Consider the following 24,899-nt stretch of genomic DNA (forward strand, 5'->3'; position numbering starts at 1 on the left):
GTCATTGCTCGTGCGCTCGCGATGACGGCTGAGGAAGAAGTGACGCGCGCGGCCCCTGGGGGACGGGTGGGAAGGCCGCGCGCGCTCTTGGAAAGGAGAAGGTCGGGGGGCACCTTCTCCTCTCATCCGACGTCATTGGGGCGACGTCTGACGCCGGTTGAACACCAGAAGCAGCAGGCTGACCGTGAGCAGGATCACACCCGCGATCATCTTCAGTTCCGCATCGGTCGCGGTCTTCGGCAGCTGGATGGTGCCGGGACCTTGCGTTGCGACCGGTGAGCGCTTCAGCGCAGCGAGCTGCATCTTGCCGTTGCCTGCGTCGGCGCGGCGTTCGGTCGGCGTGGCCGGCAGGCCCGGGCGCTCGCCGAACACCTTTGCAAAGTCCCAGCCGGCGGGCAGGTTGAGCGGCAGTTCGGAGAGCTTCAGCGGCTCGCCTTCCGGGCGGCTCGGCGTCTTGTCGACCGCGACGAGGCTGGTCAGCCGCGTAACGAGCTGATGCTCCAGCGCCAGCGCCAGGATGGTCTTGTCGGCGTCTTCGGGACTTTGCTGCCGCGTGGTGCGTGCGACTTCGGCATCGGCGATCTTGCGGCGAGCCCACAGTTTCGACAGGCCCTTGCCTTCGGCGGCATTCGCGAGCGGCAGCGTCACGCTCCACGGGCGGTCGCCGATGCGGCCCTTGATTTCGACCGAGCCGGCGAGCTTGTCGAGTTTTGCGGCCAACACCATCGGCTCGTCGCGATAGATGTCGGGCAGCGCCGACGGCGTCAGGTCGGCCGCGGCCTCGGAGAACTTTGCGGAGAGCGTGGTCACCGCGGGATTCTCCAGCTTGGCGAACAGGTCGCGCATCCGCTCGTCGACCTGCTCGACCGAGCCGATATGGGTGAAGGTGCCGCGGCCGAGCTCGGCGGCGCGCGTCATCAGATAGGTGTTCGGCGCCGAACCGATGCCGACCATGAAGATCCGCGAGCGGCCGCGCAGCGCGCTGATGGTCTCGAACAATTGCTGCTCGTTGCCGATCGCGCCGTCGGTCAGGAATACGACCTGGCGGACATGGTCAGCGTCGTCGTGGTTGGTGTCGGAGAGCGCGGCCCGCATTGCCGGCACCATCTCGGTGCCGCCGCGCGCTTGTATCGCGCTGACGAACGCCATCGCATTGCCGATATTGGCGTTGTTGGCCGCGACCGGTGACGGAAACAGGGTGTCCATGGTGTCGTCGAAGCGGATCACGTTGAAGCGATCGCCGGGCTGCAGGCGGCCGAGCGCGTAAGTGAGGCTCGCCTTGGCCTGGATGATCGAGGTGCCGCCCATCGAGCCGGAATTGTCGATCACGAAGATCACCTCGCGCGGCAACGGCTTCTGTTGCGCCTGCTCCACCGATGGCGGGGTGACGAAGGCGAGCAAATAGTCGGAATTGCCGACATGCTCGCGGAATAGCCCGACCGACGGCGCCTTCTCGGCGGCCGGCTTCCAGGTCAGCTCAAAGTCGCGATCGGCCGGCACTGGGCCTTCGGCAAGCTTGACGACGCGCGTGGTGCTGTCGGGGCTGTCGATCCTGACCTGATGGAAATGGCTCTTCACCTCGCCGAGCGGGAAGCCGGCGTTGAGATGCACCGTGATGTTGGTCGGGTTGATCGGCGCATTTGCGGCTGGATCGAGCACCTCAGACGTGATGCGGTTGCGATCCGGCACCGGATCGGTCGTGGTGGCGCCCCAGCCGTTGCCGTCGGCACGGAGGTCGACGCTCTGCACGACGGGACGCGGATTGTAGCGCGGGCCGACCACCATCGGCACCCGCAGTGAGAATTCGTTGCCGTTCTGCTGCACCGGCTCCTGATATTCGATCTGCACCAGCACGGTTTCGCCGGGGCCGATATTGGCGACGGAGTTGGTGAAGATGTTGGGCCGCTCCTGCTCGGTGAGCGCGGCCTTCTGGCCGTTCTGCTTGGCCTGCTCATAGATGGCGCGGGCCTGCTGCCGCTCCTTGATGTCGCCGACCACGATGCGATCGCCGACCACCATCTTCAGCGTGTCGACCGCGCCGCCGGCCGGCAGCGGATAGACGTAGGTTGCTTCTACCCAGTCCTTGGTCGGGTTGCGGAAGATCTGGGTGACGCGAGCGCGGACGGTCGGACCCGACACGGTAAGGTCGACATCGACGCCGAGCCTCAATGCTTCCCTATAGCCGTCGTCGGTCTTGAACAGCAGCGAGCCGGAGCGCGCATCACTCGGCCGCAACAGCGTCTGCTGCTGCAGTTCGGCCGACCACACCGGATCGAAACTCAGGAACAGCGCCGCAAAGCCGATCACCAGCGCGGCGACACCTTCCACCAGGAAGAACAGCACGATCCGCATCCTGCGCGACATGCGTATCTGCGGACTGCTCTCACATGCATCGTAAATCGTCATTGTCGTCACTCCCGAGCGAGCCTTTCGCTGCTTCGCAATCATGGAGAGCGGCGGTTTTGGCGCGAGCAGAATGATCGGCAATGATTGGCCGCCGTCCGGCGCCGCCCGCCGCCGGCCAAGGCGGGTTTGTGCGGTTTTGTGATGGATTGTCCGGTCTGCTAGACTGCGCGGAATCAAGGGGAACCGGGCAGGAATCAGAATGCCGACGCCGGACAAGCAGCTTTCCGCCGAGCAGAGCCAGCAGGTCGCGGAGACCATCCGCGAGGAGATCGCACGCCGCCGAATCTCGCGGCAGACGCTGGCGGAGCAGGCCAAGCTCAGCCTGTCGACATTGGAGAAGGTGCTCGGCGGCCGCCGCCCGTTCACGCTGGCAACCACCGTGCGGCTGGAACAGGCGCTCGGCGTTTCCTTGCGCAAGCTGCCGGAGGCGATCACGGTGACGGCACCCGCCAATGGCGGGATCGCGCCCGACAGCCTCGGATCCTACTCGCGCCGGTCGGTGGCGCGGATCGAGGGCACCTACATCACGGTGCGTCCATCGTTCGGCGAGCAGGGCGCGCTCTATGCCTACCGCACCGAGATCACTTGGGACGAGGCGACGTCATCGCTCGGCTTCCGCGAAGGCGAGCGACAGGATTCCGACTACACCCAGTATGGCGAGGTGGCGGTGCCCAATGAATCGGGCTTCGTCTATCTCGTGACCAACCGGCACGGCCAGCATCGCGTCATCACGGTCTCGCGCCCGCGCAATTCCGGCGAAATGTACGGCATCATCACGACCTTGCTCGCTGGTCGCGGCTCGCTGCTGACCCCGGTCGCCGCGCCGATCGCATTCCTGCCGGTGAAGAACGTGGCCAAGCCGAGCCTTGGCCGGGTATCGGCAGACGATGCCAACTTCGCCGTCTATCGCGAGCATCTGCGCCGCACGATCGACGAGCCGTTCGCGATCTTCCTGCCGGGATAAGTCCCGACAGGATTACGCCGGTCTCGGACGCGGCGGCGCGGCTACGCCGGCGATCAGCACGGCTAGAATGCCGGTCAGGAAAATGCCGTCGAACGTGCCGGCACCACCAATCGATGCGATCGGCGCGCCAAGGCTGCCGATCTTGTCGAGGTTGAGCAGGTCGGCACCGAGAAGCGTTCCCATCGAGCCGCCGATATAGGCGAGCGGTGCCGCATATTCGCGGGACAGCAGCAGCGCGAGGATGGCGGTCGCCACGACCGGAACGAACACGGGAACAGCGATCCCCATTCCCTGCACAGGCGTGGCGCTGGCATGGACGATGGCGGCGATGACCACCGTCGCGATCATGGCTCTCAGCCAGAGCTGGTAGCGCAGCATCAAATAAGCGGACATCAGGGCCGGGATCACCGCGCCGCCGACATTCACGGCAAGGATCGTGCTCGGCGATGCGAGATAGGGCACGACGTAGCGCATGCCGAAAAAGTCGACGATCTGCCCGGATCGCACTGGCGCTCCGGGCAGCACGGTGATCGGGATGTTGAAATAGCTGCCAATCAACGAACCGAACAGCAGCAGCAACGCGACGCCGGGACCGATGCCGAGCCGCATATAGGCGTAGCGCAGGATGCGAAGCTGGATCAGGACCACCAGCGCCACGGCCGCGAATACCAGGATCGAGAAAAATCCCGGCGTCAGCGGCAGATAATGAACGCTGGAATGCATCGGTTCGGCAGTCCGGTTCGGCGCGGCCCCTCTGATCAGGTAGGAATTTTGGATGGGATCACAAGCAGGAGTCCGGTCACCCCTGCACAACGGCGAAACCGTTGCGCGGGAATGACGGTGAGAGAGCCACATACACGCCAAAAAGCGAAGCCGCCCGGGTGGGCGGCTTCGCGGTACTCGTTACCCGTCGAGCGGCTGGCGCTAGCCGCCGGTCTCGGCGCTGATGATGTCGCCGAACAGCTCCCACTGTCCGTTCTTGAACTGCATCATCTTGAGCTGCTCGACCGGAGCGAAGTCGGTCGCGCTGGTGTTGATCCGGATGCCGGGGATCAGCGTGTCGGGCGTGAAGTCCTTCAGGCTGGCGGCCTGCTTCATCACGTTCTCACGGGTCAGGTTGTCACCGGCCTGCTTCAGCACCTGCACCATGGTCTGCGCCGCGGCGTAGCCATAGACCAGGTTGGCGTCGGACAGGTTGGCGCCCGGCAGGTACTTCTCGGCGAAGGCCATGAACTTCTTCATGCCCTCGTCATTCTTCCACTGCGGATCGGAGGCGTCCTTGAGGTAGCCGGCCGACAGCACGCCTTCGGAGGCCTCGAGGCCGGCGGGCTTCATCACGGCGCCGATCGAGATCGAGACGTCGGTCATCACCTGCATCGGCTTCCAGCCGAGTTCGGCGATCTTCTTGATCGCCTGCGCGGCGAATTTCGGCGTCGAGATGTTGACGAATACATCGGCGCCGGTGTCCTTCAGCTTGACGATGTGGGAATCGATCGACGGCTCCGTGGTCTCGTAGCTTTCCTCGGCGACGATCTTGACGCTCGATTTGTCGAGCACCTCCTTCAGCCCGATCAGGTAGTCCTTGCCGAAATCGTCATTGGCATAGAAGATCGCGACCTTGGCATCCGGCTTGGCCTTGAGGATGTACTTGCCGAAGATCCGCGCCTCGACGCGGTAGCTCGGCTGGAAGCCCATCGTCCACGGGAATTCCTTCGGATCATTCCACTTGCTGGCGCCGGTGGCGAGGAACAGCTGCGGCACTTTCTTGGCGTTGTGATACTTCTGCACCGCGGTCTGGGTCGGCGTGCCCAGCGCGTTGAACACCAAAAAGACTTCATCGCTCTCGATCAGCTTGCGGATCTGCTCCACGGTCTTCGGCGGCGAGTAGCCGTCGTCATAGGAGATCCAGTTGATCTTGCGGCCGTTGATGCCGCCCTGATCGTTGATCATCTTGAAATAGGCTTCCTCGGTCTTGCCGATGACGCCATAGGCGGATGCGGGGCCGCTATAGGCCTCGACGTTGCCGATCTTGATCTCGGTGTCGGAGGCGCCGGTGTCATACTTCTTTTGGGCAAAGGCGGCCTGGGTGGAGAGCAGGCAGAGCGCCGTGGCGGCGGCCAGCAGCGACAATTTTGTAGTTTTCATAAAGGCAATTTCCTCGATTGATTCTGGTTGGGGACTACGCAACGAACCCGCGGCCGGTCCCGGCAGACGGTCGCGGGCAACTCTCGGCATGACCAGGAGACGCGACGTGCGTGCCCGGGATCATGCGGCAGTATCGGTTGGCTTCGGCTGGCTGAATTGCTGCCGGAGCGTCGGCTTATGAATTTTGCCCGTCGCATTCCGCGGCAGGGCATCGATGAATTCGATCAGACGCGGGCATTTAAACCGCGCCAGATTGGCCTGGCAATGTGCGTGGATCTCGGTCGGCGTCAGCGAATGGCCCGGCTTCACCGCGATCACGGCCATCCCGACCTCGCCCCATTGCTCGTTCGGGATGCCGATGACGGCGGCTTCGGCTACGGCCGCGAGTTGATGCAGCACGCTCTCGACCTCGGCCGGATAGACGTTTTCGCCACCGGAAATGTACATGTCCTTCCAGCGGTCGACGATGTAGTAGAAGCCCTCCTCGTCGATCCGCGTGGCGTCGCCGGTATGCAGCCAGCCGTCGGTGAACGAGGAGGCATTGGCATCCGGCCGGTTCCAGTAGCCCGGCGTGATGTTCGGGCCCTTAACCCAGAGTTCGCCGAGTTCGCCGACCGCGGCATCGCTGCCGTCGGGGCGCACGATGCGAACTTCCGTGTGCAGCACGGGCTTGCCGGATGAGCCGGCCTTGCGCGCGGCGTCCTCGCGGTCGAGCACCATCACCGCCGGCGAAGTCTCGGTCATGCCGTAGCCCTGTTGCAGCGCGACGCCGCGCGCCTCCCAGGTCTTGAGCAACGGCACCGGCATCGGTGCGCCGCCGACGCCGCCAATCATCAGGCGGCTGAAACCCGCCGTTGCGAACGAAGGATGCTGCGCCATGAATTGGTAGATCGCGGGCACGCCGAAGAACACGTTGATGCCCTGTGCGGGATCGCCGATCAGTTTCAGTGCCTCGCCGGGATCGAACGTGCGCATAATCAGCACGGTGCCGCCGGCATGCAGCACCGGGTTGGTGTAGCAATTCAGCCCGCCGGTGTGGAACAGCGGCAGCACCGTCAGCAGCACCGAGGCCGGCGAGATGTAGGCGGGGCCGCCGAGATTGACGCAATTCCAGAACGTCATCCCATGCGTGATGATCGCGCCCTTGGGCTGTCCCGTGGTGCCCGAGGTGTACATGATGGTCGAGATGTCATCGAGCGTGACCTCCTCGAACCGTTCGAGCGGCTTCGCCGCCGCGATGCCGGCTTCATAGGCGCCGCCGGGGCCGAGCCTCACGGTCGACGCGACATCGCAGAGCTTGGCGACCGCAAGCGCGGTCTCGGCGAGGTCGTCGTCATGGATCATCACCTTGGGCGAGGCGTCGCCGGTGATGTAGCGCAGCTCGGGAACGGTGAGGCGGGTGTTGAGCGGCAGGAAGACCGCGCCGATCCGGAAGCAGGCGAACTGTGCCTCCAGCGTATCCGTCGTGTTCAGGGCCAGCACCGCGACGCGGTCACCGCGCGCAACCTTCAGGCCGTCGCGCAAATAGGCGGCGAGCCGCGACACGCGGGCATCGAGTTCCGCATAGCCAAAACGGCGTCCGCTTGCGAGATCGACAAGCGCCATCTTGTCCGGCGTGCGCCGGCGATGATGCGCGATCCAGTCGTAGTAACGAACCGGCACATGTCCCTCCTCTGGAACGGCAGTCTTGCGCCGCCTGTTCCTGGCTCGATTGATGCCATGGATTGGCAGTGGAGGGGGCGTATCGGGATACTGTCTTGCGTTTAGTGGCTGGCGGGTGGCCAGATGGAACGCCGGTCCGGCCGGCAGCCACTCGACGCAAGTGAACCGGGAAAAATCCGGACATCGTCGGGCGCGAGAATCAATGGAGCACGCGGATGGCAAACCCGTTCTATACCGGTGAGCATGAGGCCTTTCGCGAGGTGATGCGGCGCTTTGTGACCAGGGAAATCGAGCCTTATGCCCATCAATGGGACGAGGAGGGCGAGTTTCCGCGCGAGCTCTATGCCAAGGCGTCCGAGATCGGGCTGCTCGGCCTCGGTTTCCCGGAGGAATATGGCGGGGTCGCCGCCGACCAGTTCATGAAGATCGTCGCCTCGCAGGAACTGGCGCGGGCCGGCGCCGGCGGTGTCAGTTCGAGCCTGATGAGCCATACCATCGGCTCGCCGCCGATTGCCCGCGCCGCGCGGCCGGAGGTGAGGGCGCGGGTGCTGCCGGAGGTGCTTGCCGGCAGGAAGATCTCCGCGCTCGCGATCACCGAGCCGAGCGGCGGCTCCGATGTCGCCAATCTGCGCACCAAGGCGCGGCGCGACTGCGATCATTACGTGGTCAGCGGCGAGAAGACCTTCATCACCTCGGGCATGCGCGCCGACTATCTGACGGTCGCGGTGCGCACCGGCGGCGAGGGTCCCGGCGGCGTCAGCCTGCTCTTGATCGAGGGCGACACGCCGGGTCTGTCTCGCACGAAATTAAAGAAGATGGGCTGGTGGGCCTCCGACACCGCGACGTTGCATTTCGACGAATGCCGTGTGCCGGTCGAGAATTTGATCGGCGAAGAGGGCCAGGGCTTCAAGCAAATCATGTACAACTTCAACAGCGAGCGCATGGGGATGGCGGCAAGCTGCACGGCGTATGCGCGGGTCTGCCTCGACGAGGCGATCGCCTACGCCAAGGAGCGCAAGACCTTCGGCAAGCCGATCGCCCAGCACCAGGTCATCCGGCACAAGATCGTCGACATGGCGCAGAAGGTCGCAGCCTCGCAGGCGATGCTGGAGATGCTGGCGTGGCGGCTCGGCCAGGGCGAAAGCCCGGTCGCCGAGATCTGCATGATGAAGAACCAGGCGACGCAAACCATGGCGCATTGCGCCAGCGAGGCGGTGCAGATCTTCGGCGGCGCCGGCTTCATGCGTGGCGTCAAGGTCGAGCGCATCTACCGCGAGGTCAAGGTCAACGCCATCGGCGGCGGCACCGAGGAGATCATGAAGGATCTCGCGTCGAGGCAGATGGGATTGTGACAAACCTGCCTCGTCATTCCCCGGTGCGCAATTGCGCACCTGAGGGCTCGTGAAGCGAGAGCCCGGAATCCATCGGGCAGCAGATTCGAGGTTGAATGGATTCCGGGCTCGTCCGCTTCGCGGCCGCCCCGGAATGACAAGGGATAGACCGAACAATGCTCTTCACCGCCGACCACGACGAGCCGCGCCGCGCGCTCCAAAAATTCATCGCGGCCGAGATCAATCCCCATGTCGACGAATGGGAGAAGGCCGACATCTTCCCGGCGCATGAGCTGTTCAAGAAGCTCGGCAATCTCGGCTTCCTCGGCCTCAACAAGCCGGTCGAGTTCGGCGGCCAGGGGCTGGATTATTCCTACGCGTTGATGATGGCCGAGGAGCTGGGGGCCATCACCTGCGGCGGCGTGCCGATGGCGATCGGGGTGCAGACCGACATGGCGACGCCGGCGCTGGCGCGGTTCGGCTCCGACGAGGTGCGGCGCGAATTTCTGGCGCCTGCGATTGCCGGCGACCAGGTCGCCTGCATCGGCGTCTCCGAGCCCGGCGCCGGCTCCGACGTCGCCTCGATCAAGACCAACGCCCGCTCCGACGGCGACGACTATGTCATCAACGGCGGCAAGATGTGGATCACGAACGGCACCCAGGCCGACTGGATCTGCCTGCTCGCCAACACCAGCGACGGCCAGGTCCATCGCAACAAGTCGCTGATCTGCGTGCCGATGAAGACCAGGGGTGTCCAAGTCGCGCGCAAGCTCGACAAGCTCGGCATGCGCTCGTCCGATACGGCGCAGATCTTCTTCGACAATGTCCGGGTGCCGAAGCGCAACCGGATCGGCGAAGAAGGCCAAGGCTTTACCTACCAGATGATCCAGTTCCAGGAGGAGCGGCTGTGGGGCTCGGCGGCCTGCCTGAAGGCGCATGAATTCATCATCAACGAGACCATCGACTACACCCGCAACCGCAAGGCGTTCGGCGGCTCGATCCTCGATAATCAGGTGGTGCACTTCAAGCTCGCGGAGATGCAGACCGAGGTCGAACTGCTGCGCTCGCTGATCTATCGCGCCGCCGAGGCACTGGTCGCCGGCGAGGATGTCACCCGGCTCGCGACCATGGCGAAATTGAAGGCCGGCAGGCTCGGCCGCGAGCTGACCGACGCCTGCTTGCAATATTGGGGCGGCATGGGCTTTACCAACGAGACGCCGGTCAGCCGGGCCTATCGCGACAGCCGCCTGACCTCGATCGGCGGCGGCGCCGACGAGGTGATGCTCATGGTATTGTGCAAGATGATGGGCACGCTGCCCGGCATGAAGCAAAAGGGGAACGCCTGATGATCACGCTGTATCACTGCGACGCCGCGCGCTCGTTCCGCCCGCTGTGGATGCTGGAGGAGCTCGGGCTGCCTTATGAGCTGAAGATGCTGCCGTTCCCGCCGCGCGTGTTCGCCAAGGAATATCTCGGCATCAACCCGCTCGGCACCATCCCGTTCATGGTCGACGGCGAGACCACGATGACGGAGTCCTCCGGCATCTGTCATTACCTCGGCACCAAATACGGTCCGACGCCGCTGATCGTGGGTGTCGACGAGCCGGCCTATGGCGCGTTCCTGAACTGGATGTATTTTTCCGATGCGACGCTGACCTTTCCGCAGACATTGGTGCTCCGCTACAGCCAGCTCGAGCCGGAGGAGCGGCGCAACCCGCAGGTCGCCGGCGACTATGCAAAATGGTTCCTGGGCCGCCTGCGCGCGGTGGAGGCCGCCGCCGCAAAGTCGGAATTCCTCTGCGCGGAACGCTTCACCGCAGCGGACATCGTCAATGGTTATGCGCTCCGGCTCGCCAGCAATATCGACCTCGCCAAGGATTTCGGGCCGAATGTCGCGGCCTATTGGGCGCGGCTGCAGCAGCGCGACGGTTACAAGCGTGCGGTGGCGTCGGAGCAAAAAGCCGGGCTGGAACAGAACGTTGCCCCGCGGGCGCGGCCTTGATCGTGCCCGAGACGATGTGTCCCGGAATTGATCCACCGCGTCGGTGACAGGCTTCGAATTTGCGCTATGGTAGCTCCGCCGCAGCGGCCCAAAGAGCCGCGCGAGGAGGAACCGCCATGGACGCGATCGTGGACGCGAAGTGCCAGAAGTCCGGCCAGCAGCAGTCCGGCCACCGGATGCTGATCACGCCGGAGCGGGTGTTCTATGCCGGGCTGCTCGGCCGCCCGCGTGAACGCTGCCCCGGAGCATTCCATGTCTACGTCGCGATCCGCGATGGATTGCATCTGTCGACCAGCGAGGGCCGCGAGTCCCATGGCGAGCTCGCGGTGACGATGCCGAACCTGCGCCACACCATCACCAGCGAATATCGTTCGGCGATCTGCGTCGCGATCGAGCCGGAAAGCGTGCCCGATGGTATCTTGGAAGCCGTTGCGCGCCGTTTGCAGGGACCGGACTCGCATCTGTTCGCGAACCGGATTCGCAACGCCTATGCGACGCTGGCCGAGATGCAGCATCGCGACGCGATCGCGAATGCCGAGTTCGACACGATGTGCTTCGGCGACGCGCTGCCGCAGCGCGTGCTCGATCCGCGCGTGGTGCGCGCGATCGGCCGCATCGGGCAATTCTCCGGCGAGCCCGTGACCGCCGCGGGCTGTGCCGCCGAGGCCGGGCTGTCGCCGTCGCGCTTCCTGCATCTGTTCAAGGAGGAGACCGGAATCTCGTTCCGCTCCTTCCGCGCCTGGAAGCGGGCGCGGCATCTGCTGCACTTCGCCAATCAGGACATCAACCTCGCGCATCTCGCGCAGGATATCGGCTATCCGGACAGCACCCATTTCAGCCACTCGATCCGCCGCTTCTATGGCTTGAAGCCGCGCGCGATCTTCTCCGGCTCGCGGGATCTTGCGATCTACCGGACGGGGCAAGAGCGCGCGCTGACATAGCCATCCGTCGTCCCGGCGAAAGCCGGGACCGATCACCACCGATCTCAGTAGTTGAGACGGCTGTGGCTCCAGCGGGCTGAAATAACTCCCAAACGTGGTTATGGGTCCCGGGTCGCGCTTCGCTTGCCCGGAACGACAGTTAGAGATTCGCGCCCTCGATCACCTCGCCGAACCGCAGCCAGCCCGGACCTTCGATCCGCTGCAGCTGAAGCTGCTGCAAGGGATGGTGGTTGGTCGGACTGGTGTTGACCTTGATGCCGGGCAACAGCGTCGGGACATAGACGTCCTTCAAATTGTTCGCCTGCGCCATGATGTTGTCGCGGGTGAAATTGCCTTTGCATTGCTCAAGCACGATCTTGAGCACGTTCGCGACCATATAGGCGTAGAGATTGTAGCCTTCCTTCGGATTGCCGTCGGGGAAGTACTTTTCCATGAAGGCGAGGAAATCCTTCACACCTTGGTCATTGGCCCAGGCCGGATCGGCAACGTCCTTGATATAGGCCGATGAGATCGTGCCCTGCGCCTTGTCGAGACCGACGGGGATGATGGTCGAAGACAGCGACGCAGCACCGCTGGCAATGAAATGCATCGGCTTCCAGCCGAGCTCGTAGATCTTGCGGATCGACTGCGCACAGAACTTTGCCGTTGTGCCCGAGATCAGCACGTCGGGATTGGCGCCGCGCAGCGCGACGATCTGGGAATCGATCGTGGGATCGGTGACTTCGTGCGAGGCGACCACGGCCGATGTCGCGAACCGCTCGCCTAGCACGTCCTTGGCGCCGGCGACGAAATCCTTGCCGAGATCGTCGTTCTGGTAGAGCACCGCGATCTTCGCGTCCTTGTGCTGGCTCAGCGCATATCTGACGAACACCTGCGCCTCGGTTCGCGCGCTCGGCGCAAAGCCCATGGTCCACGGATAGGATTTGTAGTCGCCCCATTTGTCGCCGTTCACGGACAGGAACAGATGCGGCACCTTGGCCGCGTTGATATATTTGACGACGGCCGAATTCGGCGCGGTGCCGAGCATGTTGAACAGGAAGGCGACGTTGTCGCTCTCGATCAGGCGACGCACCTGCTCGACCGTCTTCGCCGGATTGAACGCGTCGTCGTAATAGATGTACTTGATCTGGCGGCCGGCGATGCCGCCCTGCTCGTTCAGCATCTTGAAATAGGCTTCCTGGCAGCGCGCCTGCACGCCGAGCGCCGACACCGGCCCGCTCAGGGAGGTGGTGCTGCCGATCCTGATCTCGGTCGCGGTAACCCCTGGTGTGTCTTCCGCCAGGGAAGGCTTGAGGCCCGCGACTGCGGCGAGCCCCGCGCCTGCCGCGCCGGTGAGCCACGTGCGCCGGTTGATCGAGACCATGACGTTCTCCCCGTGATGCCGGCTTGTTGCGCCGCTTTGCTTTGCGGCAAGGCTACGCGTCAGGTGGGTGTCGCGTCTTGTGTTAACCGGCTGGCCGCGGATTACGGCGTGATCGCATCCACTTAGCCAGTCAACGCAAGATGGCGCGAAGGCAAATTTCTCATCATGGGAAAATCAGCAGCGCATGTGCACTGCAAAGCGGACAAGAGACCCATGAGCGACAAGGCCGTTATCACCTGCGCGCTGAACGGCGTGCTTACCGATCCGAAGCAGCACAATGTCCCGGTGACGCCGGAACAGATGGCGCACGAGGCCAAGGCAGCGTTCAACGCCGGCGCCAGCATCATGCATATCCATCTGCGTCAGCAGGAGCCGAACAAGGGCCATCTGCCGTCATGGGACGTTGGCGTCAGCAAGGAGATCCAGCAAGCGATCCGCGAGGCCTGCCCCGGCGTGATCATCAACCATACCACTGGCACCTCGGGCCCGAACTATCAGGGCGCGCTCGACTGCGTGCGCGAGACCAGGCCGGAGATCGCCGCATGCAATGCGGGCTCGCTGAACTATCTCAAAGTCAAGGCCGACAACACCTGGGCGTGGCCGCCGATGATGTTCGATAACGCGGTCGAGAAGGTGCAGGATTATCTCGACGTGATGAATGCGGCCGGCACGATCCCCGAATTCGAGTGTTTCGATGTCGGCATCGTGCGCTGCGTCGGGATGTATCGGCAGACCGGGATGTATTCCGGACCGCTCGAATACAATTTCGTCATGGGCGTCGCCTCGGGCATGCCGGCCGATCCGGAGCTGTTGCCGATCCTGTTGAAGCTGAAGGCGCCGGAAGCGCATTGGCAGGTCACTGCGATTGGCCGTGCCGAGATCTGGCCGCTGCACCAGCGGGCTGCCGACCTCGGCGGTCATCTGCGCAGCGGGCTGGAGGATACGTTCTATCTCGGCGACGGCACCAAGGTGACGTCGAACGGGCAGCTCGTCGAAGCGCTCGCAGCCTGTGCGCGGCGTGCGGGACGCGAGGTCGCGAGCCCGGCCGAGGCGCGACAGATCTTTGGGGTCAGGCACTAACCCCGTCATTCCGGGGCGCGCCTCTTGACGCGAGCCTCAGACGCGCAATTGCGCATCGGGGGAATCCATACTCACGATCGTGGTTGTGGATTCCGGGCTCGGCCCTTCGGGCTGCCCCGGAATGACGAGGAGGAGGAAACAGATGGACAACCTCTTGGCAACCGGTGGCGTCACTGGCCCGGGCCGCATCGGGCGCGTCGCGATCGGCGACCTCCTGAAGCGCGCCGCGCGGCGGTTTCCCGACCGCGTCGCGCTGACCGATGGCAGCCGGCAGGTCACCTTCACCGAACTCGAGCGCGACGCCAATCGCTTCGCCAACCATCTGGTGCAGCGCGGGCTGAAGCCGGGCGAGAAGATCTCGACCATCTGCAACAACTCCGTCGAGTTCGTCAAAGCGCTGTTCGGTATCCACCGCGCCGGCCTGGTCTGGGTGCCGATCAACACCATGCTCGGAGCGGCGGACATGGATTACATCCTCGGCCATGCCGAGGTGCGCTTTGCCATCATCGACGACAACCTCCACGCCCAGGCCGACCGGCGCGCGGCGCTGGAAGCGCGTGGCATGCAGATGATCGCGGTCGACCTGGCCGGCAATGCCGGCAAGACCGGACTGCAGGAATTCAACGGCCTGCTGGAAGGGCAGTCCGACATCGAGCCGGAGATCGAGATCAACGACCGCGATCTCGCCATGATCATCTACACGTCAGGCACGACGTCGCGGCCGAAGGGCGCGATGCATTGCCACCTCGCCGTGGTCATGGCCGTGATGAGCAACTGCATCGAGATGCAGCTGTCGCGCGACGACGGCATCACCGGCCAATTTCCGCTGTTCCACTGCGCCGGCCATGTGCTGCTGCTCAGCTATCTCTCGGTCGGCGGCCGGATGGCACTGATGCGCGGCTTCGATCCGGTCGCCTGCATGGAGGCGATCGTCCGCGACAGGCTCACGGTGTTCGTCGGCCTGTCGCTGATGTACCAGGCGATCCTCGATCATCCACGCCGGCGTGAGTATGACCTGTCGGTCCTGCGCTGCTGCATCTACACCATGGCCCCGATGGGCAAGCCGCTGCTCGAACGCGCGATGGCGGACATGTGTCCGAACTTCGTGCTGACCAGCGGCCAGACCGAGATGTATCCGGCGACGACGATGTCGCGCCCGGAGGTGCAGCTCGACCGGTTCGGCAATTACTGGGGCGAATCGCTGATCGTCAACGAGACCGCGATCATGGACGACAGCGGCAATCTGTTGCCGCGCGGCGAGATCGGCGAGCTCGTGCATCGCGGGCCCAATGTGATGATGGGCTACTATAAGGACCCGAAGTCGACCGAGGAGGCGCGCAAGTTCGGCTGGCATCATACCGGCGATCTTGCCCTGATCGACGCCAATGGCGAGGTGCTGTTCCTCGATCGCAAGAAGGACATGATCAAGTCGGGCGGCGAGAACGTCGCTTCGGTCAAGATCGAGGAGACGCTGCTGGCGCACCCTGCCGTGCAGAACGCCGCCGTGGTCGGCCTGCCGCATCCGCAATGGGGCGAGGCGGTCTCCGCCTTCGTCAAGCTGAAGCCCGGCGCGGTCGCCGACGAGGCCGGCATCGAGGCACATTGCAGAAAGCACCTCGGCGGCTTCCAGGTGCCGAAGCTGGTGCGTATTCTCGAGGAGATGCCGATGACCGCGACCGGCAAGCTGCGCAAGGTCGAACTGCGGCAGCAATACAACGGGCATTTTGTGGAGCGCGCCTAGTGGCCATCATCGAGAACACGATTTCCACCGGCAGCGCCGGCTTCCGGGGCAATCGCGACGGCATGCTGGCGCTGATCGCACGAATGCGCGGGCTGGAGGAACGGACACGCGCGGCTTCCGCCGCCGCCAAGGATCGCTTCCACAAGCGCGGACAGCTGCTGCCGCGCGAGCGCGTCGCGCTGGTGCTCGATCCCGGCTCGCCGTTCCTCGAATTATCGACGCTCGCCGGCTACATGTTCGATGTGGCAGATGCGGACAAGAGCGTGCCCGGCGGCGGGCTGGTCGCCGGCATCGGCTTCGTCTCCGGCATCCGCTGCATTGTCAGCGCCAATGATGCCGGCATCGATGCCGGCGCGCTGCAACCCTACGGTCTCGACAAGACGCTGCGGGTGCAGGAGCTCGCGCTGGAGAACAAGCTGCCCTATGTGCAGCTGGTCGAGAGCGCCGGCGCCAATCTGCTGCGCTACCGCGTCGAGGATTTCGTCCGCGGCGGCAATATCTTCCGTAATCTGGCGCGGCTGTCGGCCGCCGGGCTGCCTGTCGTCACCGTGACGCACGGCTCCTCCACTGCGGGCGGTGCGTACCAGACCGGGCTCTCCGACTACATCGTGATGGTGCGCGGCCGCACCCGCGCCTTCCTCGCCGGGCCGCCTCTGCTCAAGGCCGCCACCGGCGAGATCGCGACCGAGGAGGAACTCGGCGGCGCCGAGATGCACACCCAGGTCTCCGGCCTCGGCGATTATCTCGCCGAGGACGATCGCGATGCGCTGCGCATCGCGCGCGAGATCATGGCCAAGCTCCCCTGGGATCGTCCGAGCCCGGAACCTGCCGCATTCAAGCCACCGCGCTACGACGCAGAGGAACTACTCGGCATCATGCCGATGGATCACAAGCGACCCGTCGACATGCGCCAGGCGATCGCGCGCTTCATCGATGATTCCGATTTCACCGAGTTCGGTGCCAATTACGGACCTGCCACGGTCTGCGGCCATGCCCGCATCCAGGGGCAAGCGATCGGTATCATCACCAACAACGGCCCGCTCGACGTGCCCGGCGCCAACAAGGCGACGCATTTCATTCAGGCCTGCTGCCAGTCGCGCACGCCGATCCTCTATATGAACAACACCACCGGCTACATGGTGGGCAAGGCCTATGAAGAGGCCGGCATGATCAAGCACGGCTCCAAGATGATCCAGGCGGTGACCTCGGCGACGGTGCCGCAGATCACGCTGTATTGCGGCGCCTCGTTCGGCGCCGGCAATTACGGCATGTGCGGCCGCGGCTTCCATCCGCGGTTCTGCTTTTCCTGGCCGAACGCCAAGACGGCTGTGATGGGCGGCGAGCAGGCCGCCGAAACCATGGCGATCGTGACTGAAGCTGCTGCGGCGCGTCGCGGCAAGCCGATCGAGAAGGAGAAGCTGGAGGCGATGAAGGCGCAGATCACCGGCGTGTTCGACAGCCAGATGGACGTGTTCTCGACCAGCGCCCGCGTGCTCGACGACGGCGTGATCGATCCGCGCGATACGCGGACGGTGCTGTCGGAGGTGCTTTCGATCTGCCGCGAGGCCGAGGCGCGGACCCCGCAGCGCATGCAGTTCTCGGTGGCGCGGCCATGAGCGGTTCCATCGTGAAGCGGACGCCGTTCTTCAAGATCCTGGTCGCCAACCGCGGCGAGATCGCGCTACGCATCATGCGCACGGCGCGGCGGCTCGGCTATGGCGTGGTCGCGGTCTATTCCGACGCCGACCGCGACGCGCTGCATGTGCGCGAGGCCGACCAGGCGGTGCGGATCGGCGAGGCGTTGCCGGCACAGTCCTATCTGAAGATCGACGCCATCGTCGCCGCTGCCAAGGCAAGCGGCGCCGGCGCGGTGCATCCCGGCTACGGCTTTCTCGCGGAGAACGAGGACTTTGCGCAGGCGTGCCGCGATGCGGGGCTCGTGTTCATCGGTCCGTCGCCGGAGGCGATCCTTGCGATGGGCAACAAGGCCGGCGCTAAGGACATCATGCAGAAGGCCGGCGTACCCTGCGTGCCCGGCTATCAGGGCGCCGACCAGGGCGATGCGGCGATGCTGGCGGAAGCCAAGAAGATCGGCTTTCCCATTATGATCAAGGCGGTCGCCGGCGGTGGCGGCCGTGGCATGCGGCTGGTTGCGGATGCCGCGGCGTTTCCCGATGCGCTGCGCAGCGCACGATCGGAAGCGCAAGGCGCGTTCGGCGATCCCACTGTCATCCTCGAGCGCGCGATCGTCGATCCCCGCCACATCGAGGTCCAGGTGTTCGGCGACCGCCATGGCAACGCGATCCATCTCGGCGAGCGTGATTGCTCGGTGCAGCGGCGGCACCAGAAGCTGATCGAGGAGGCGCCGTCGCCGGCGGTGACGCCGGAACTGCGCGCGCGCATGGGTGCGGTCGCGGTCCAGGCGGTCAAGACGATTGGATACGAGGGCGCCGGTACGCTCGAATTCCTGCTCGACCGGGCCGGCAATTTCTACTTCATGGAGATGAACACGCGGCTCCAGGTCGAGCATCCCGTCACCGAGGCGATCACCGGGCTCGATCTGGTCGAATTGCAGTTGCGTGTCGCCCGCGGCGACCCCCTCGGTGTCAGGCAGGAGGACGTCACCTTCTCCGGTCACGCCATCGAGGTGCGGCTGTGCTCGGAGGACGCCGGGCACGACTTCATGCCGCAATCCGGCACGATGGCGCGCTGGCAGATGCCTGACGGTATCCGCGTCGAGCATGCGCTGCAGTCCGGCTCGGAGATCCCGCCGTTCTATGATTCGATGATCGCCAAGGTCATTAGCCACGGCGCCACCCGCGAGGAGGCGCGCGGCAAGCTGATCTGTGCGCTGGAGCAGGTCACGGCGTTCGGCATCACCACCAATCAGGGGTTCCTGATCGACTGCCTGCGCCATCCAGTCTTCGCCAAGGGCGACGCAACCACGGCCTTCATCGGCAACAACCGCGACGTGCTGCTGGCGCCGCGAGCCGATCGCGGCAGCGATCTCGCGCTCGCCGCGCTGCTGCTCTACGTCACCCATCCGCATGCCCCGCCGTGGCAGCGCGGCCGGTCGCTGTCAGCAACATTCCCGCTCGGGCTGCGGATCGATCTCGGCCACGGCGTGCAGGAGATCGAAATCGTCCGCGAACGCGACGGCAGCTATCTCGTAACCCGCAACGGCGATCGCTTCAGCTTCGTGATCGACGAGCTGGACCAGGACGGTATTCGTTTCCACCATGATGGCTTGATGGAGCAGGCCAGGTTCATGCGCGATGGCGATCGGCTCTTTGTCCTGCATCGCGGCGTCACGCTTCCGGCCCGCGACCTCACGCTCACGCCGCCGGAGAGCGCGACGGGCGCGGGCGGCGACGGCAAGGTCCGCGCCGCCATGAACGGCCGGGTCGTCGCCGTGTTGGTGAAGGCCGGCGACAAGGTCGCGGCCGGCCAGCCGGTGATGACGCTCGAGGCGATGAAGATGGAGCACGTGCACACCGCCGGGGTCACGGGCACCGTGTCGTCGATCGACGTTGCCGAGGGTGAGCAGGTGACGACGGGGAAGATTGTCGTGGAGATCGAGGCTGCCGCTTAAAGTCTGTCGTCCCGGGCAAGCGCAGCGCGACCCGGGACCCATAACCACCGATCTTGACTGTTGAAGCGCGCTGGAGCCACAGCGCCGCGAGACGGCGAACGACGGTGGTTATGGGTCCCTGCTTTCGCAGGGACGACAGCGGATTATTCGTCTCGCCCTGTCCCGTCGTTCAGCCAGCACGCGACCTGATGCCTGGAGCCGGCGGCCTGCAGCGCTGGGCGTTCCGACTTGCAGCGATCGATCGCGTAGCGGCAGCGGGTGTGGAAGGCGCAACCCGATGGCGGATTGATCGGACTCGGGACGTCGCCGTCGATCAGCGGTGCGGAGCGCTTGGCCTTGGGGTCGGCGATCGGCACTGAGGCGAGCAGGGCCTGCGTATAAGGGTGACGCGGATTGGCGAACAGCTCGTGCTTGTCGGCGATCTCGACAATGCGGCCGAGATACATCACGGCGACGCGGTGGCTGATATGGGCGACAACAGCGAGATCGTGCGCGATGAAGAGGTAGGAGAAGTTCTGCTTGCGCTGCAGGTCGATCAAGAGATTGATCACCTGCGCCTGGATCGAAACGTCGAGCGCGGAGACCGGTTCGTCGCAGACGATCAGCCGTGGCCCGAGCGCCAGCGCTCGCGCGATACAGATGCGCTGGCGCTGGCCGCCGGAGAACTGGTGCGGAAAATTCCTCATCTGGTCGGGCCGGAGGCCCACCTGCTGGAACAGCTCCGCGACCCGCTCCTGCTTCTTCGCACCGGTCGCGATACCGTGCACGCTCAAGGGCTCGCCGACGATGTCGCCGGCCGTCATGCGCGGGTTGAGCGAGGCAAACGGATCCTGGAACACGATCTGCATCGAGCGGCGGTATGGCCGCAGCGCCGTCTTGCTGAGCGGCGCGATATCCTCGCCGTCGAGCGTGATCGCGCCGCTGGTCGGCTCGACCAGCCGCAGCACGGTGCGCGCGACCGTCGACTTGCCGCAGCCGGATTCGCCGACCAGGCCGAGCGTCTCGCCGGCGCCGAGCGCGAAGCTGACTCCGTCGACCGCATGCACGGTGCCGACCTGCCGGCGCAGCACGCCGCCGCGCACCGGGTAGTGCTTGACCAGGTCGGTGACCTCGAGGAGCGGACGCTGCTCGGTCATGACGCCTCCGCCATCTCGCCGGCGCGCCAGCACGCGGCCCAGTGATTGCTCTTGACCTCGTCGAGCGGCGGATACTCCTGACGGCAGCGGTCGACCGCGAGCTTGCAGCGCGGCGCGAAGGCGCAGCCGGGCGGCAGCTTGGTCAGTGACGGCACCATGCCGGGGATTTCGACCAGCCGCACGTCCTCCCTGGCGTCGGGCGAGGGCACTGCGGGGATCGAGGCCATCAGGCCTCTGGTGTAGGGATGCAACGGCGTCTCGAACAGCGACTCGACCGTCGCCTCCTCGACCTTCTTGCCGGCATACATCACGATCACGCGCTGCGCGGTCTGCGCCACGACGCCCAGGTCGTGGGTGATCAGGATCAGCCCGGTGCCGAGCCGCTGCTGCAGATCGACGATCAGCGCCAGGATCTGCGCCTGGATGGTGACGTCGAGCGCGGTGGTCGGCTCGTCCGCGATCAACAACGCGGGCCTGCACGCCAGCGCCATCGCGATCATGGCGCGCTGGCGCATGCCGCCGGAGAGCTGATGCGGATATTCACGGGCGCGGCGCTCGGGCTCTGGAATGCGCACCAGCCGCAGCATGTCGACCGCCTGTTTCCAGGCCTCCTTGCTGCTCACCTTCTGATGCAGCCGCACCGCCTCGATGATCTGGTCGCCGATCCGAATCACCGGGTTGAGCGAGGTCATCGGCTCCTGGAAGATCATCGAGATGCGGTTGCCCCTGATGTCGCGCATCGCGGCATCATCGAGCTTCAGGAGGTCGGTGCCCTCGAGCGTCACCGAGCCGCCGACGATGCGGCCCGGCGGATCGGGCACCAGCCGCATGATCGACAGCGCGCTGACGCTCTTGCCGCAGCCGGATTCGCCGACGATCGCCAAGGTCTCGCCGCGGCGGACCGTGAACGAGACGTCGTCAACCGCGCGGAACAGGCCGGAGTTGGTGAAGAACACCGTCTGCAGGTTCTTCACGTCGAGAACCGTCTCTGCCGGAAGTGCCTCGCTCATCAGCCGCGCTGCCTCGGATCGAGGATGTCGCGCAAGGCGTCGCCGAACAGATTGGTGCCGAACACGGCAAGGCTGATCGCAATGCCGGGGAAGATCACCAGCCACGGCGCGGTGCGGACATATTCGGCGGCGGATTCCGACAGCATCCGGCCCCAGGACGGATAGGGCTCGGGGATACCGAGGCCGAGGAACGACAGCGACGCCTCGGTCAGGATGGTCGAGCCGAGCTGCGCGGTGGCCAGCACGATCAAGGGGGCAATGGTGTTCGGCAGCACGTGGCGCAGCGCGATGCGTATCTCGCTCATGCCGATCGATTTGGCGGCCTCGACGAACGGCTGCTCGCGCAGCGCCAGCGTGTTGGCGCGGATCACGCGGGCGACGGTCGGGATCAAGGGAATCGCGATTGCGAGGATCACATTCGGCAGCGACGGGCCGAGCGCCGCGGTCATCACGAGCGCAAGCACCAATAGCGGCAGCGATTGCAGGATGTCGGTCACCCGCTGGAACACGAGGTCGACCCAGCCGGATAGATAGCCGGAGGCGAGACCGACGATGACGCCGAGCGTGGCGCCGAGCGTTGTGGAGCCGATGCCGACGGCAAGCGAGATCCGCGCGCCGTGGATGATGCGGCTCCAGACATCGCGGCCGAAGGAATCGGTGCCGAACCAGTGCAAAGCAGACGGCGCGGCCAGGCGATGCGCCGAATCGACCGTGAGCGGATCATAACGGCTGATCAGGTCGGCGAAGATTGCCGTCAGCACGAACAGCAGCATGATCGTCAGGCCGACTGTGCCGAGCACATGGCGCTGCGCCAGGAAGGCCAGCCGTCCCCAGCCGCCGGTGGCATTGGCTCCGGCGCGCCGCAGTTCGCTGTCGAAATTGATCGTCGCCATCTAGTCAGTCTCCAAACCGGATGCGCGGATCGATCGCTGCATACAGCATGTCGACGATGAAATTCACGACCACGACGACGACGGCGATGAACATCACGAGGTTCTGCACGATCGGGTAATCGCGCCAGCGCAGCGCCTCGACCAGGAAGCGGGCGATGCCGGGAATATTGAACACGGTCTCGGTCACGATCAATCCACCGATCAGGAACGCAGCCTCGATGCCGATCACGGTGATGACCGGCAGCACCGCGTTCTTCAGCGCGTGGTGATAGTTCACCGAGGCTTCGGAAGCGCCCTTGGCGCGCGCGGTGCGGATATAGTCCTGGCGCAGGATCTCCAGCATCGAGGAGCGGGTGATGCGCATGGTCAGAGCCGCGCTGCGGAAGCCGACCGCCATCGCCGGCACCGCATAGATGGACAGCGCCTCGAGCCAGGTCTTCGGATTCGGATTGAAGATCGGCATAGTGCCGAACAGCGAGACCGAGGCCATCAGGATCAACAGGCCGAGCCAGAACGACGGCAGCGACAGGCCGCTGAGGCTGACGACGCGCAGCGCATAATCGAGCTTCGAGCCCTGGTGCACGGCGCTGATCACCCCGAGCGGGATGCCGATCGAGGCGGAGAACAGCAAAGCCAGTCCCGCGAGCCGTGCGGTGATCGGGATTCGCGGCAGGATCTCCTCCAGCGCGGGCTTCTCTGAGACATAGGAATAGCCGAGGTCGCCGTGCAGCAGGCCGCCGATCCAGTGCAGATATTGGATCACGATCGGCTGGCTCAGCCCGAGCTCGCGTTCCAGATTGGCCTTGTCGGCGGGATCGACGAAGCCCGCGGCATCGAACAGGATGTCGACGATGTTGCCGGGAACGACGCGCAGCAGCACGAAGATGATCACCGAGATCCCGAACAGGGTCACGAGCATCAGGAACAGCCGCCGCACGATATAGGCAAACACCCTGGCTCTCTCCCTGATCTCGCTTGTGGCTTATTTATCCAGCCAGACGTCTTCGTAGCGATAGCCGTTATAGGAGCTGTTGGACATGATCGTGACATTCTTCACGTAGGGCTTCCAGCAGGTGCCGGTGCGGGCATGGAAGATGATCGGCCGCGCGACATCTTCCTGCAGCTTCTTGTCGATCTCCCAGACCAGCTTCTTGCGCTTCTCGACATCGGTCTCTTCGGATTGCTGGTCGAACAGCTTCTCGATGTCCTTGTTGCAATAATTGGTGTAGTTCCGCTCCGAGCCGCAAGCATAGTTCTCGTAGAAGGACTGGTCGGGCTCGTCGACGGCATTGCCGGTGAGGTTGAGGCCGAGCGAATAATCCTTGCGCGCGATCTTCGGGAACCATTGCGCGGTGTCGACGACGTCGAGCTCGGCGTCGACGTAGATGCTCTTGATCTGGTCGATCAGGATGATCGCGGGATCGCGGTAGACCGCGATGTTGCGGGTCGACACCTTGATCTGCAGATGCTTGTCCGGGCCATAGCCCGCCTTCTGCATCAGCTTGCGGGCTTCCTCGCGGTTCTTCTCGATATCGGGCCCATAGCCTGGAATCGACTCAAGCATCTCCTTCGGCATCGCCCAAAGGCCGTCGGGCGCCGGCTCCATGGTACCGCCGATGTCGCCCTGGCCCTCGAACATGATCTGGATGAACGCCTTGCGATCGAGCGCCAGCGCCAGCGCGCGGCGGACGTCGAGATTGTCGAACGGCGGTGCGCTCGAATTGATGATGATGTTGGTGGAGACGTTGTTCGGTTCCACCACGCAGACCGCTGTCGGGTCCTGCGACTTGACGTCCTTGAGCAGGGGGATCGAGACCTCCGTCGGGAACGTCATGTCGAACTTGCCCGAGACGAATCCGAGGATCGCGGTCGAGCGGTTCGGGATGATGGTGAACTCGATGCCGTCGAGATAGGGCAGGCCCTTCTTGAAGTAGTCAGGGTTCTTGGTGAGCTTGATCGATTCGTTGGCCTTGAACTCGACGAACTTGAACGGACCTGTGCCAACAGGCTTGGTGCGCATTTCCGCCGGAGAGACGTGGCAGGGATAGACCGGCGAATAGCCCGAGGCGAGCAGCGACAACAACGCGGGCTGCGGCCGCTTCAGCTTGAACGACGCCTCATAGTCGCCGTTGGTCGTGACCTCGTCGACCTGCTCGTACCAGGACTTGCGCGGGTTCTGCCGGAACTTCTGCTGCGACTTGCCCATCAGCATGTCGAAGGTGCATTTGACGTCGGCCGCGGTGAAGGGCTTGCCGTCGTGCCATTTCACGTCCTTGCGCAACTTGAAGGTCAGCGTCTTGTGGTCGCCGCTCCAGGCCCAGCTCTCTGCCAACTCGGGTCGGATCGTGCTGGCGCTGTTCTGCGCGATATGCTGATCGAAGATAACGAGGTTGTTGAAGATCGGCATGAACGGAATGTTCACCGAGTAGGTCGCGCCCTCGTGGATCGAGGCGCTGCCGGGACTATCGCGGTGGTAGATCCTGAAAATGCCGCCGGATTTCGGCTCGGCTGCGCGTGAAACGTCGCTGATGGTCAGCACAGACAACACCGCGACGGCCAGCGCTTGCACGCTCCGCATGGTCCCCTCCCAAAGTCGGTCTCAATGGCCGATTGGCATCGACGATACCACGGTG

At 64.6% G+C, this 24,899-nt stretch carries 19 protein-coding genes; 9 read left to right on the forward strand and 10 right to left on the reverse strand.

Annotated features, from left to right (window positions below):
* Positions 1-132 precede the first annotated feature (132 nt).
* A complete protein-coding gene (locus CK489_RS10675; protein WP_502694117.1) occupies positions 133-2,352 on the reverse strand; it encodes a marine proteobacterial sortase target protein in 2,220 nt (739 codons plus the stop codon).
* Between the two features lie 253 nt (positions 2,353-2,605).
* On the opposite strand from CK489_RS10675, the gene CK489_RS10680 reads away from it, so the two are divergent.
* Positions 2,606-3,370, forward strand: a complete 765-nt coding sequence (locus CK489_RS10680; protein ID WP_050630164.1) for a helix-turn-helix domain-containing protein — start codon at positions 2,606-2,608, stop codon at positions 3,368-3,370.
* A 12-nt stretch (positions 3,371-3,382) separates the two neighbouring features.
* Here the strand turns inward: CK489_RS10680 and CK489_RS10685 are convergent, their stop codons facing one another.
* From CK489_RS10685 to CK489_RS10695, 3 genes are all read right to left on the reverse strand, one after another.
* Positions 3,383-4,093: a DUF1614 domain-containing protein gene (locus CK489_RS10685; protein WP_095732283.1), complete on the reverse strand. Its 711-nt coding sequence runs from the start codon at positions 4,091-4,093 to the stop codon at positions 3,383-3,385.
* A 201-nt stretch (positions 4,094-4,294) separates the two neighbouring features.
* Positions 4,295-5,515, reverse strand: coding sequence for an ABC transporter substrate-binding protein (locus tag CK489_RS10690; protein WP_095732284.1), 1,221 nt, complete (start codon positions 5,513-5,515; stop codon positions 4,295-4,297).
* 120 nt (positions 5,516-5,635) lie between these two features.
* Positions 5,636-7,177: an acyl-CoA synthetase gene (locus CK489_RS10695; RefSeq protein WP_095732285.1), complete on the reverse strand. Its 1,542-nt coding sequence runs from the start codon at positions 7,175-7,177 to the stop codon at positions 5,636-5,638.
* Between the two features lie 215 nt (positions 7,178-7,392).
* Between CK489_RS10695 and CK489_RS10700 the strand changes: the two genes are divergently transcribed.
* From CK489_RS10700 to CK489_RS10715, 4 genes are all read left to right on the forward strand, one after another.
* Positions 7,393-8,529, forward strand: coding sequence for an acyl-CoA dehydrogenase family protein (locus CK489_RS10700; RefSeq protein ID WP_095732286.1), 1,137 nt, complete (start codon positions 7,393-7,395; stop codon positions 8,527-8,529).
* Positions 8,530-8,684: 155 nt separating this feature from the next.
* Positions 8,685-9,854 (forward strand): acyl-CoA dehydrogenase family protein, encoded by a 1,170-nt coding sequence (locus CK489_RS10705; protein WP_095732287.1) that lies wholly within the window; start codon positions 8,685-8,687, stop codon positions 9,852-9,854.
* Entirely contained in the window at positions 9,854-10,510 is a 657-nt protein-coding gene (locus CK489_RS10710; protein WP_095732288.1) for a glutathione S-transferase family protein, read from the forward strand. Before CK489_RS10705 ends, CK489_RS10710 begins: the two co-directional genes overlap by 1 nt.
* Before the next feature lie 116 nt (positions 10,511-10,626).
* A complete protein-coding gene (locus CK489_RS10715) occupies positions 10,627-11,451 on the forward strand; it encodes a helix-turn-helix domain-containing protein (protein WP_095732289.1) in 825 nt (274 codons plus the stop codon).
* Positions 11,452-11,590: 139 nt separating this feature from the next.
* Here the strand turns inward: CK489_RS10715 and CK489_RS10720 are convergent, their stop codons facing one another.
* Positions 11,591-12,814 (reverse strand): ABC transporter substrate-binding protein, encoded by a 1,224-nt coding sequence (locus tag CK489_RS10720; RefSeq protein ID WP_095732290.1) that lies wholly within the window; start codon positions 12,812-12,814, stop codon positions 11,591-11,593.
* 213 nt (positions 12,815-13,027) lie between these two features.
* Between CK489_RS10720 and CK489_RS10725 the strand changes: the two genes are divergently transcribed.
* From CK489_RS10725 to CK489_RS10740, 4 genes are all read left to right on the forward strand, one after another.
* Positions 13,028-13,894: a beta-keto acid cleavage family enzyme gene (locus CK489_RS10725; protein WP_095732291.1), complete on the forward strand. Its 867-nt coding sequence runs from the start codon at positions 13,028-13,030 to the stop codon at positions 13,892-13,894.
* 142 nt (positions 13,895-14,036) lie between these two features.
* Positions 14,037-15,635 (forward strand): AMP-binding protein, encoded by a 1,599-nt coding sequence (locus CK489_RS10730; RefSeq protein WP_095732292.1) that lies wholly within the window; start codon positions 14,037-14,039, stop codon positions 15,633-15,635.
* Complete coding sequence (locus CK489_RS10735) at positions 15,635-17,251, forward strand: acyl-CoA carboxylase subunit beta (RefSeq protein ID WP_095732293.1); 1,617 nt, start codon at positions 15,635-15,637, stop codon at positions 17,249-17,251. Before CK489_RS10730 ends, CK489_RS10735 begins: the two co-directional genes overlap by 1 nt.
* Positions 17,248-19,227, forward strand: a complete 1,980-nt coding sequence (locus tag CK489_RS10740) for an acetyl/propionyl/methylcrotonyl-CoA carboxylase subunit alpha (RefSeq protein WP_095732294.1) — start codon at positions 17,248-17,250, stop codon at positions 19,225-19,227. The genes CK489_RS10735 and CK489_RS10740 overlap by 4 nt, the downstream gene beginning before the upstream one ends.
* 143 nt (positions 19,228-19,370) lie before the next feature.
* On the opposite strand, the gene CK489_RS10745 is transcribed toward CK489_RS10740, so the two are convergent.
* The 5 genes from CK489_RS10745 to CK489_RS10765 are packed head-to-tail and all read right to left on the reverse strand — an operon-like array spanning position 19,371 to position 24,844.
* Entirely contained in the window at positions 19,371-20,363 is a 993-nt protein-coding gene (locus tag CK489_RS10745) for an ABC transporter ATP-binding protein (RefSeq protein ID WP_095732295.1), read from the reverse strand.
* Complete coding sequence (locus CK489_RS10750; RefSeq protein ID WP_095732296.1) at positions 20,360-21,373, reverse strand: ABC transporter ATP-binding protein; 1,014 nt, start codon at positions 21,371-21,373, stop codon at positions 20,360-20,362. The genes CK489_RS10745 and CK489_RS10750 overlap by 4 nt, the downstream gene beginning before the upstream one ends.
* A complete protein-coding gene (locus tag CK489_RS10755; RefSeq protein WP_095732297.1) occupies positions 21,373-22,266 on the reverse strand; it encodes an ABC transporter permease in 894 nt (297 codons plus the stop codon). Before CK489_RS10755 ends, CK489_RS10750 begins: the two co-directional genes overlap by 1 nt.
* Before the next feature lie 4 nt (positions 22,267-22,270).
* Positions 22,271-23,218: an ABC transporter permease gene (locus CK489_RS10760; protein ID WP_050630177.1), complete on the reverse strand. Its 948-nt coding sequence runs from the start codon at positions 23,216-23,218 to the stop codon at positions 22,271-22,273.
* A gap of 30 nt (positions 23,219-23,248) precedes the next feature.
* The gene (locus CK489_RS10765; RefSeq protein ID WP_050630178.1) at positions 23,249-24,844 is read right to left on the reverse strand and encodes an ABC transporter substrate-binding protein; all 1,596 of its coding nucleotides are present in this window, start codon (positions 24,842-24,844) and stop codon (positions 23,249-23,251) included.
* Between the last annotated feature and the right edge of the window lie 55 nt (positions 24,845-24,899).

This window comes from Bradyrhizobium sp. UFLA03-84 (assembly GCF_002289535.1).
Classification (GTDB): domain Bacteria; phylum Pseudomonadota; class Alphaproteobacteria; order Rhizobiales; family Xanthobacteraceae; genus Bradyrhizobium; species Bradyrhizobium viridifuturi.

Coding starts and splice junctions, on each gene's coding strand:
- CK489_RS10765 (WP_050630178.1), bottom strand. CDS start 24,844: ATGCGGAGCGTGCAAGCGCTGGCCGTCGCGGTGTTGTCTGTGCTGACC.
- CK489_RS10690 (WP_095732284.1), bottom strand. CDS start 5,515: ATGAAAACTACAAAATTGTCGCTGCTGGCCGCCGCCACGGCGCTCTGC.
- CK489_RS10685 (WP_095732283.1), bottom strand. CDS start 4,093: ATGCATTCCAGCGTTCATTATCTGCCGCTGACGCCGGGATTTTTCTCG.
- CK489_RS10750 (WP_095732296.1), bottom strand. CDS start 21,373: ATGAGCGAGGCACTTCCGGCAGAGACGGTTCTCGACGTGAAGAACCTG.
- CK489_RS10720 (WP_095732290.1), bottom strand. CDS start 12,814: ATGGTCTCGATCAACCGGCGCACGTGGCTCACCGGCGCGGCAGGCGCG.
- CK489_RS10725 (WP_095732291.1), top strand. CDS start 13,028: ATGAGCGACAAGGCCGTTATCACCTGCGCGCTGAACGGCGTGCTTACC.
- CK489_RS10715 (WP_095732289.1), top strand. CDS start 10,627: ATGGACGCGATCGTGGACGCGAAGTGCCAGAAGTCCGGCCAGCAGCAG.
- CK489_RS10745 (WP_095732295.1), bottom strand. CDS start 20,363: ATGACCGAGCAGCGTCCGCTCCTCGAGGTCACCGACCTGGTCAAGCAC.
- CK489_RS10675 (WP_502694117.1), bottom strand. CDS start 2,352: ATGCGGATCGTGCTGTTCTTCCTGGTGGAAGGTGTCGCCGCGCTGGTG.
- CK489_RS10730 (WP_095732292.1), top strand. CDS start 14,037: ATGGACAACCTCTTGGCAACCGGTGGCGTCACTGGCCCGGGCCGCATC.
- CK489_RS10700 (WP_095732286.1), top strand. CDS start 7,393: ATGGCAAACCCGTTCTATACCGGTGAGCATGAGGCCTTTCGCGAGGTG.
- CK489_RS10755 (WP_095732297.1), bottom strand. CDS start 22,266: ATGGCGACGATCAATTTCGACAGCGAACTGCGGCGCGCCGGAGCCAAT.
- CK489_RS10680 (WP_050630164.1), top strand. CDS start 2,606: ATGCCGACGCCGGACAAGCAGCTTTCCGCCGAGCAGAGCCAGCAGGTC.
- CK489_RS10705 (WP_095732287.1), top strand. CDS start 8,685: ATGCTCTTCACCGCCGACCACGACGAGCCGCGCCGCGCGCTCCAAAAA.
- CK489_RS10710 (WP_095732288.1), top strand. CDS start 9,854: ATGATCACGCTGTATCACTGCGACGCCGCGCGCTCGTTCCGCCCGCTG.
- CK489_RS10740 (WP_095732294.1), top strand. CDS start 17,248: ATGAGCGGTTCCATCGTGAAGCGGACGCCGTTCTTCAAGATCCTGGTC.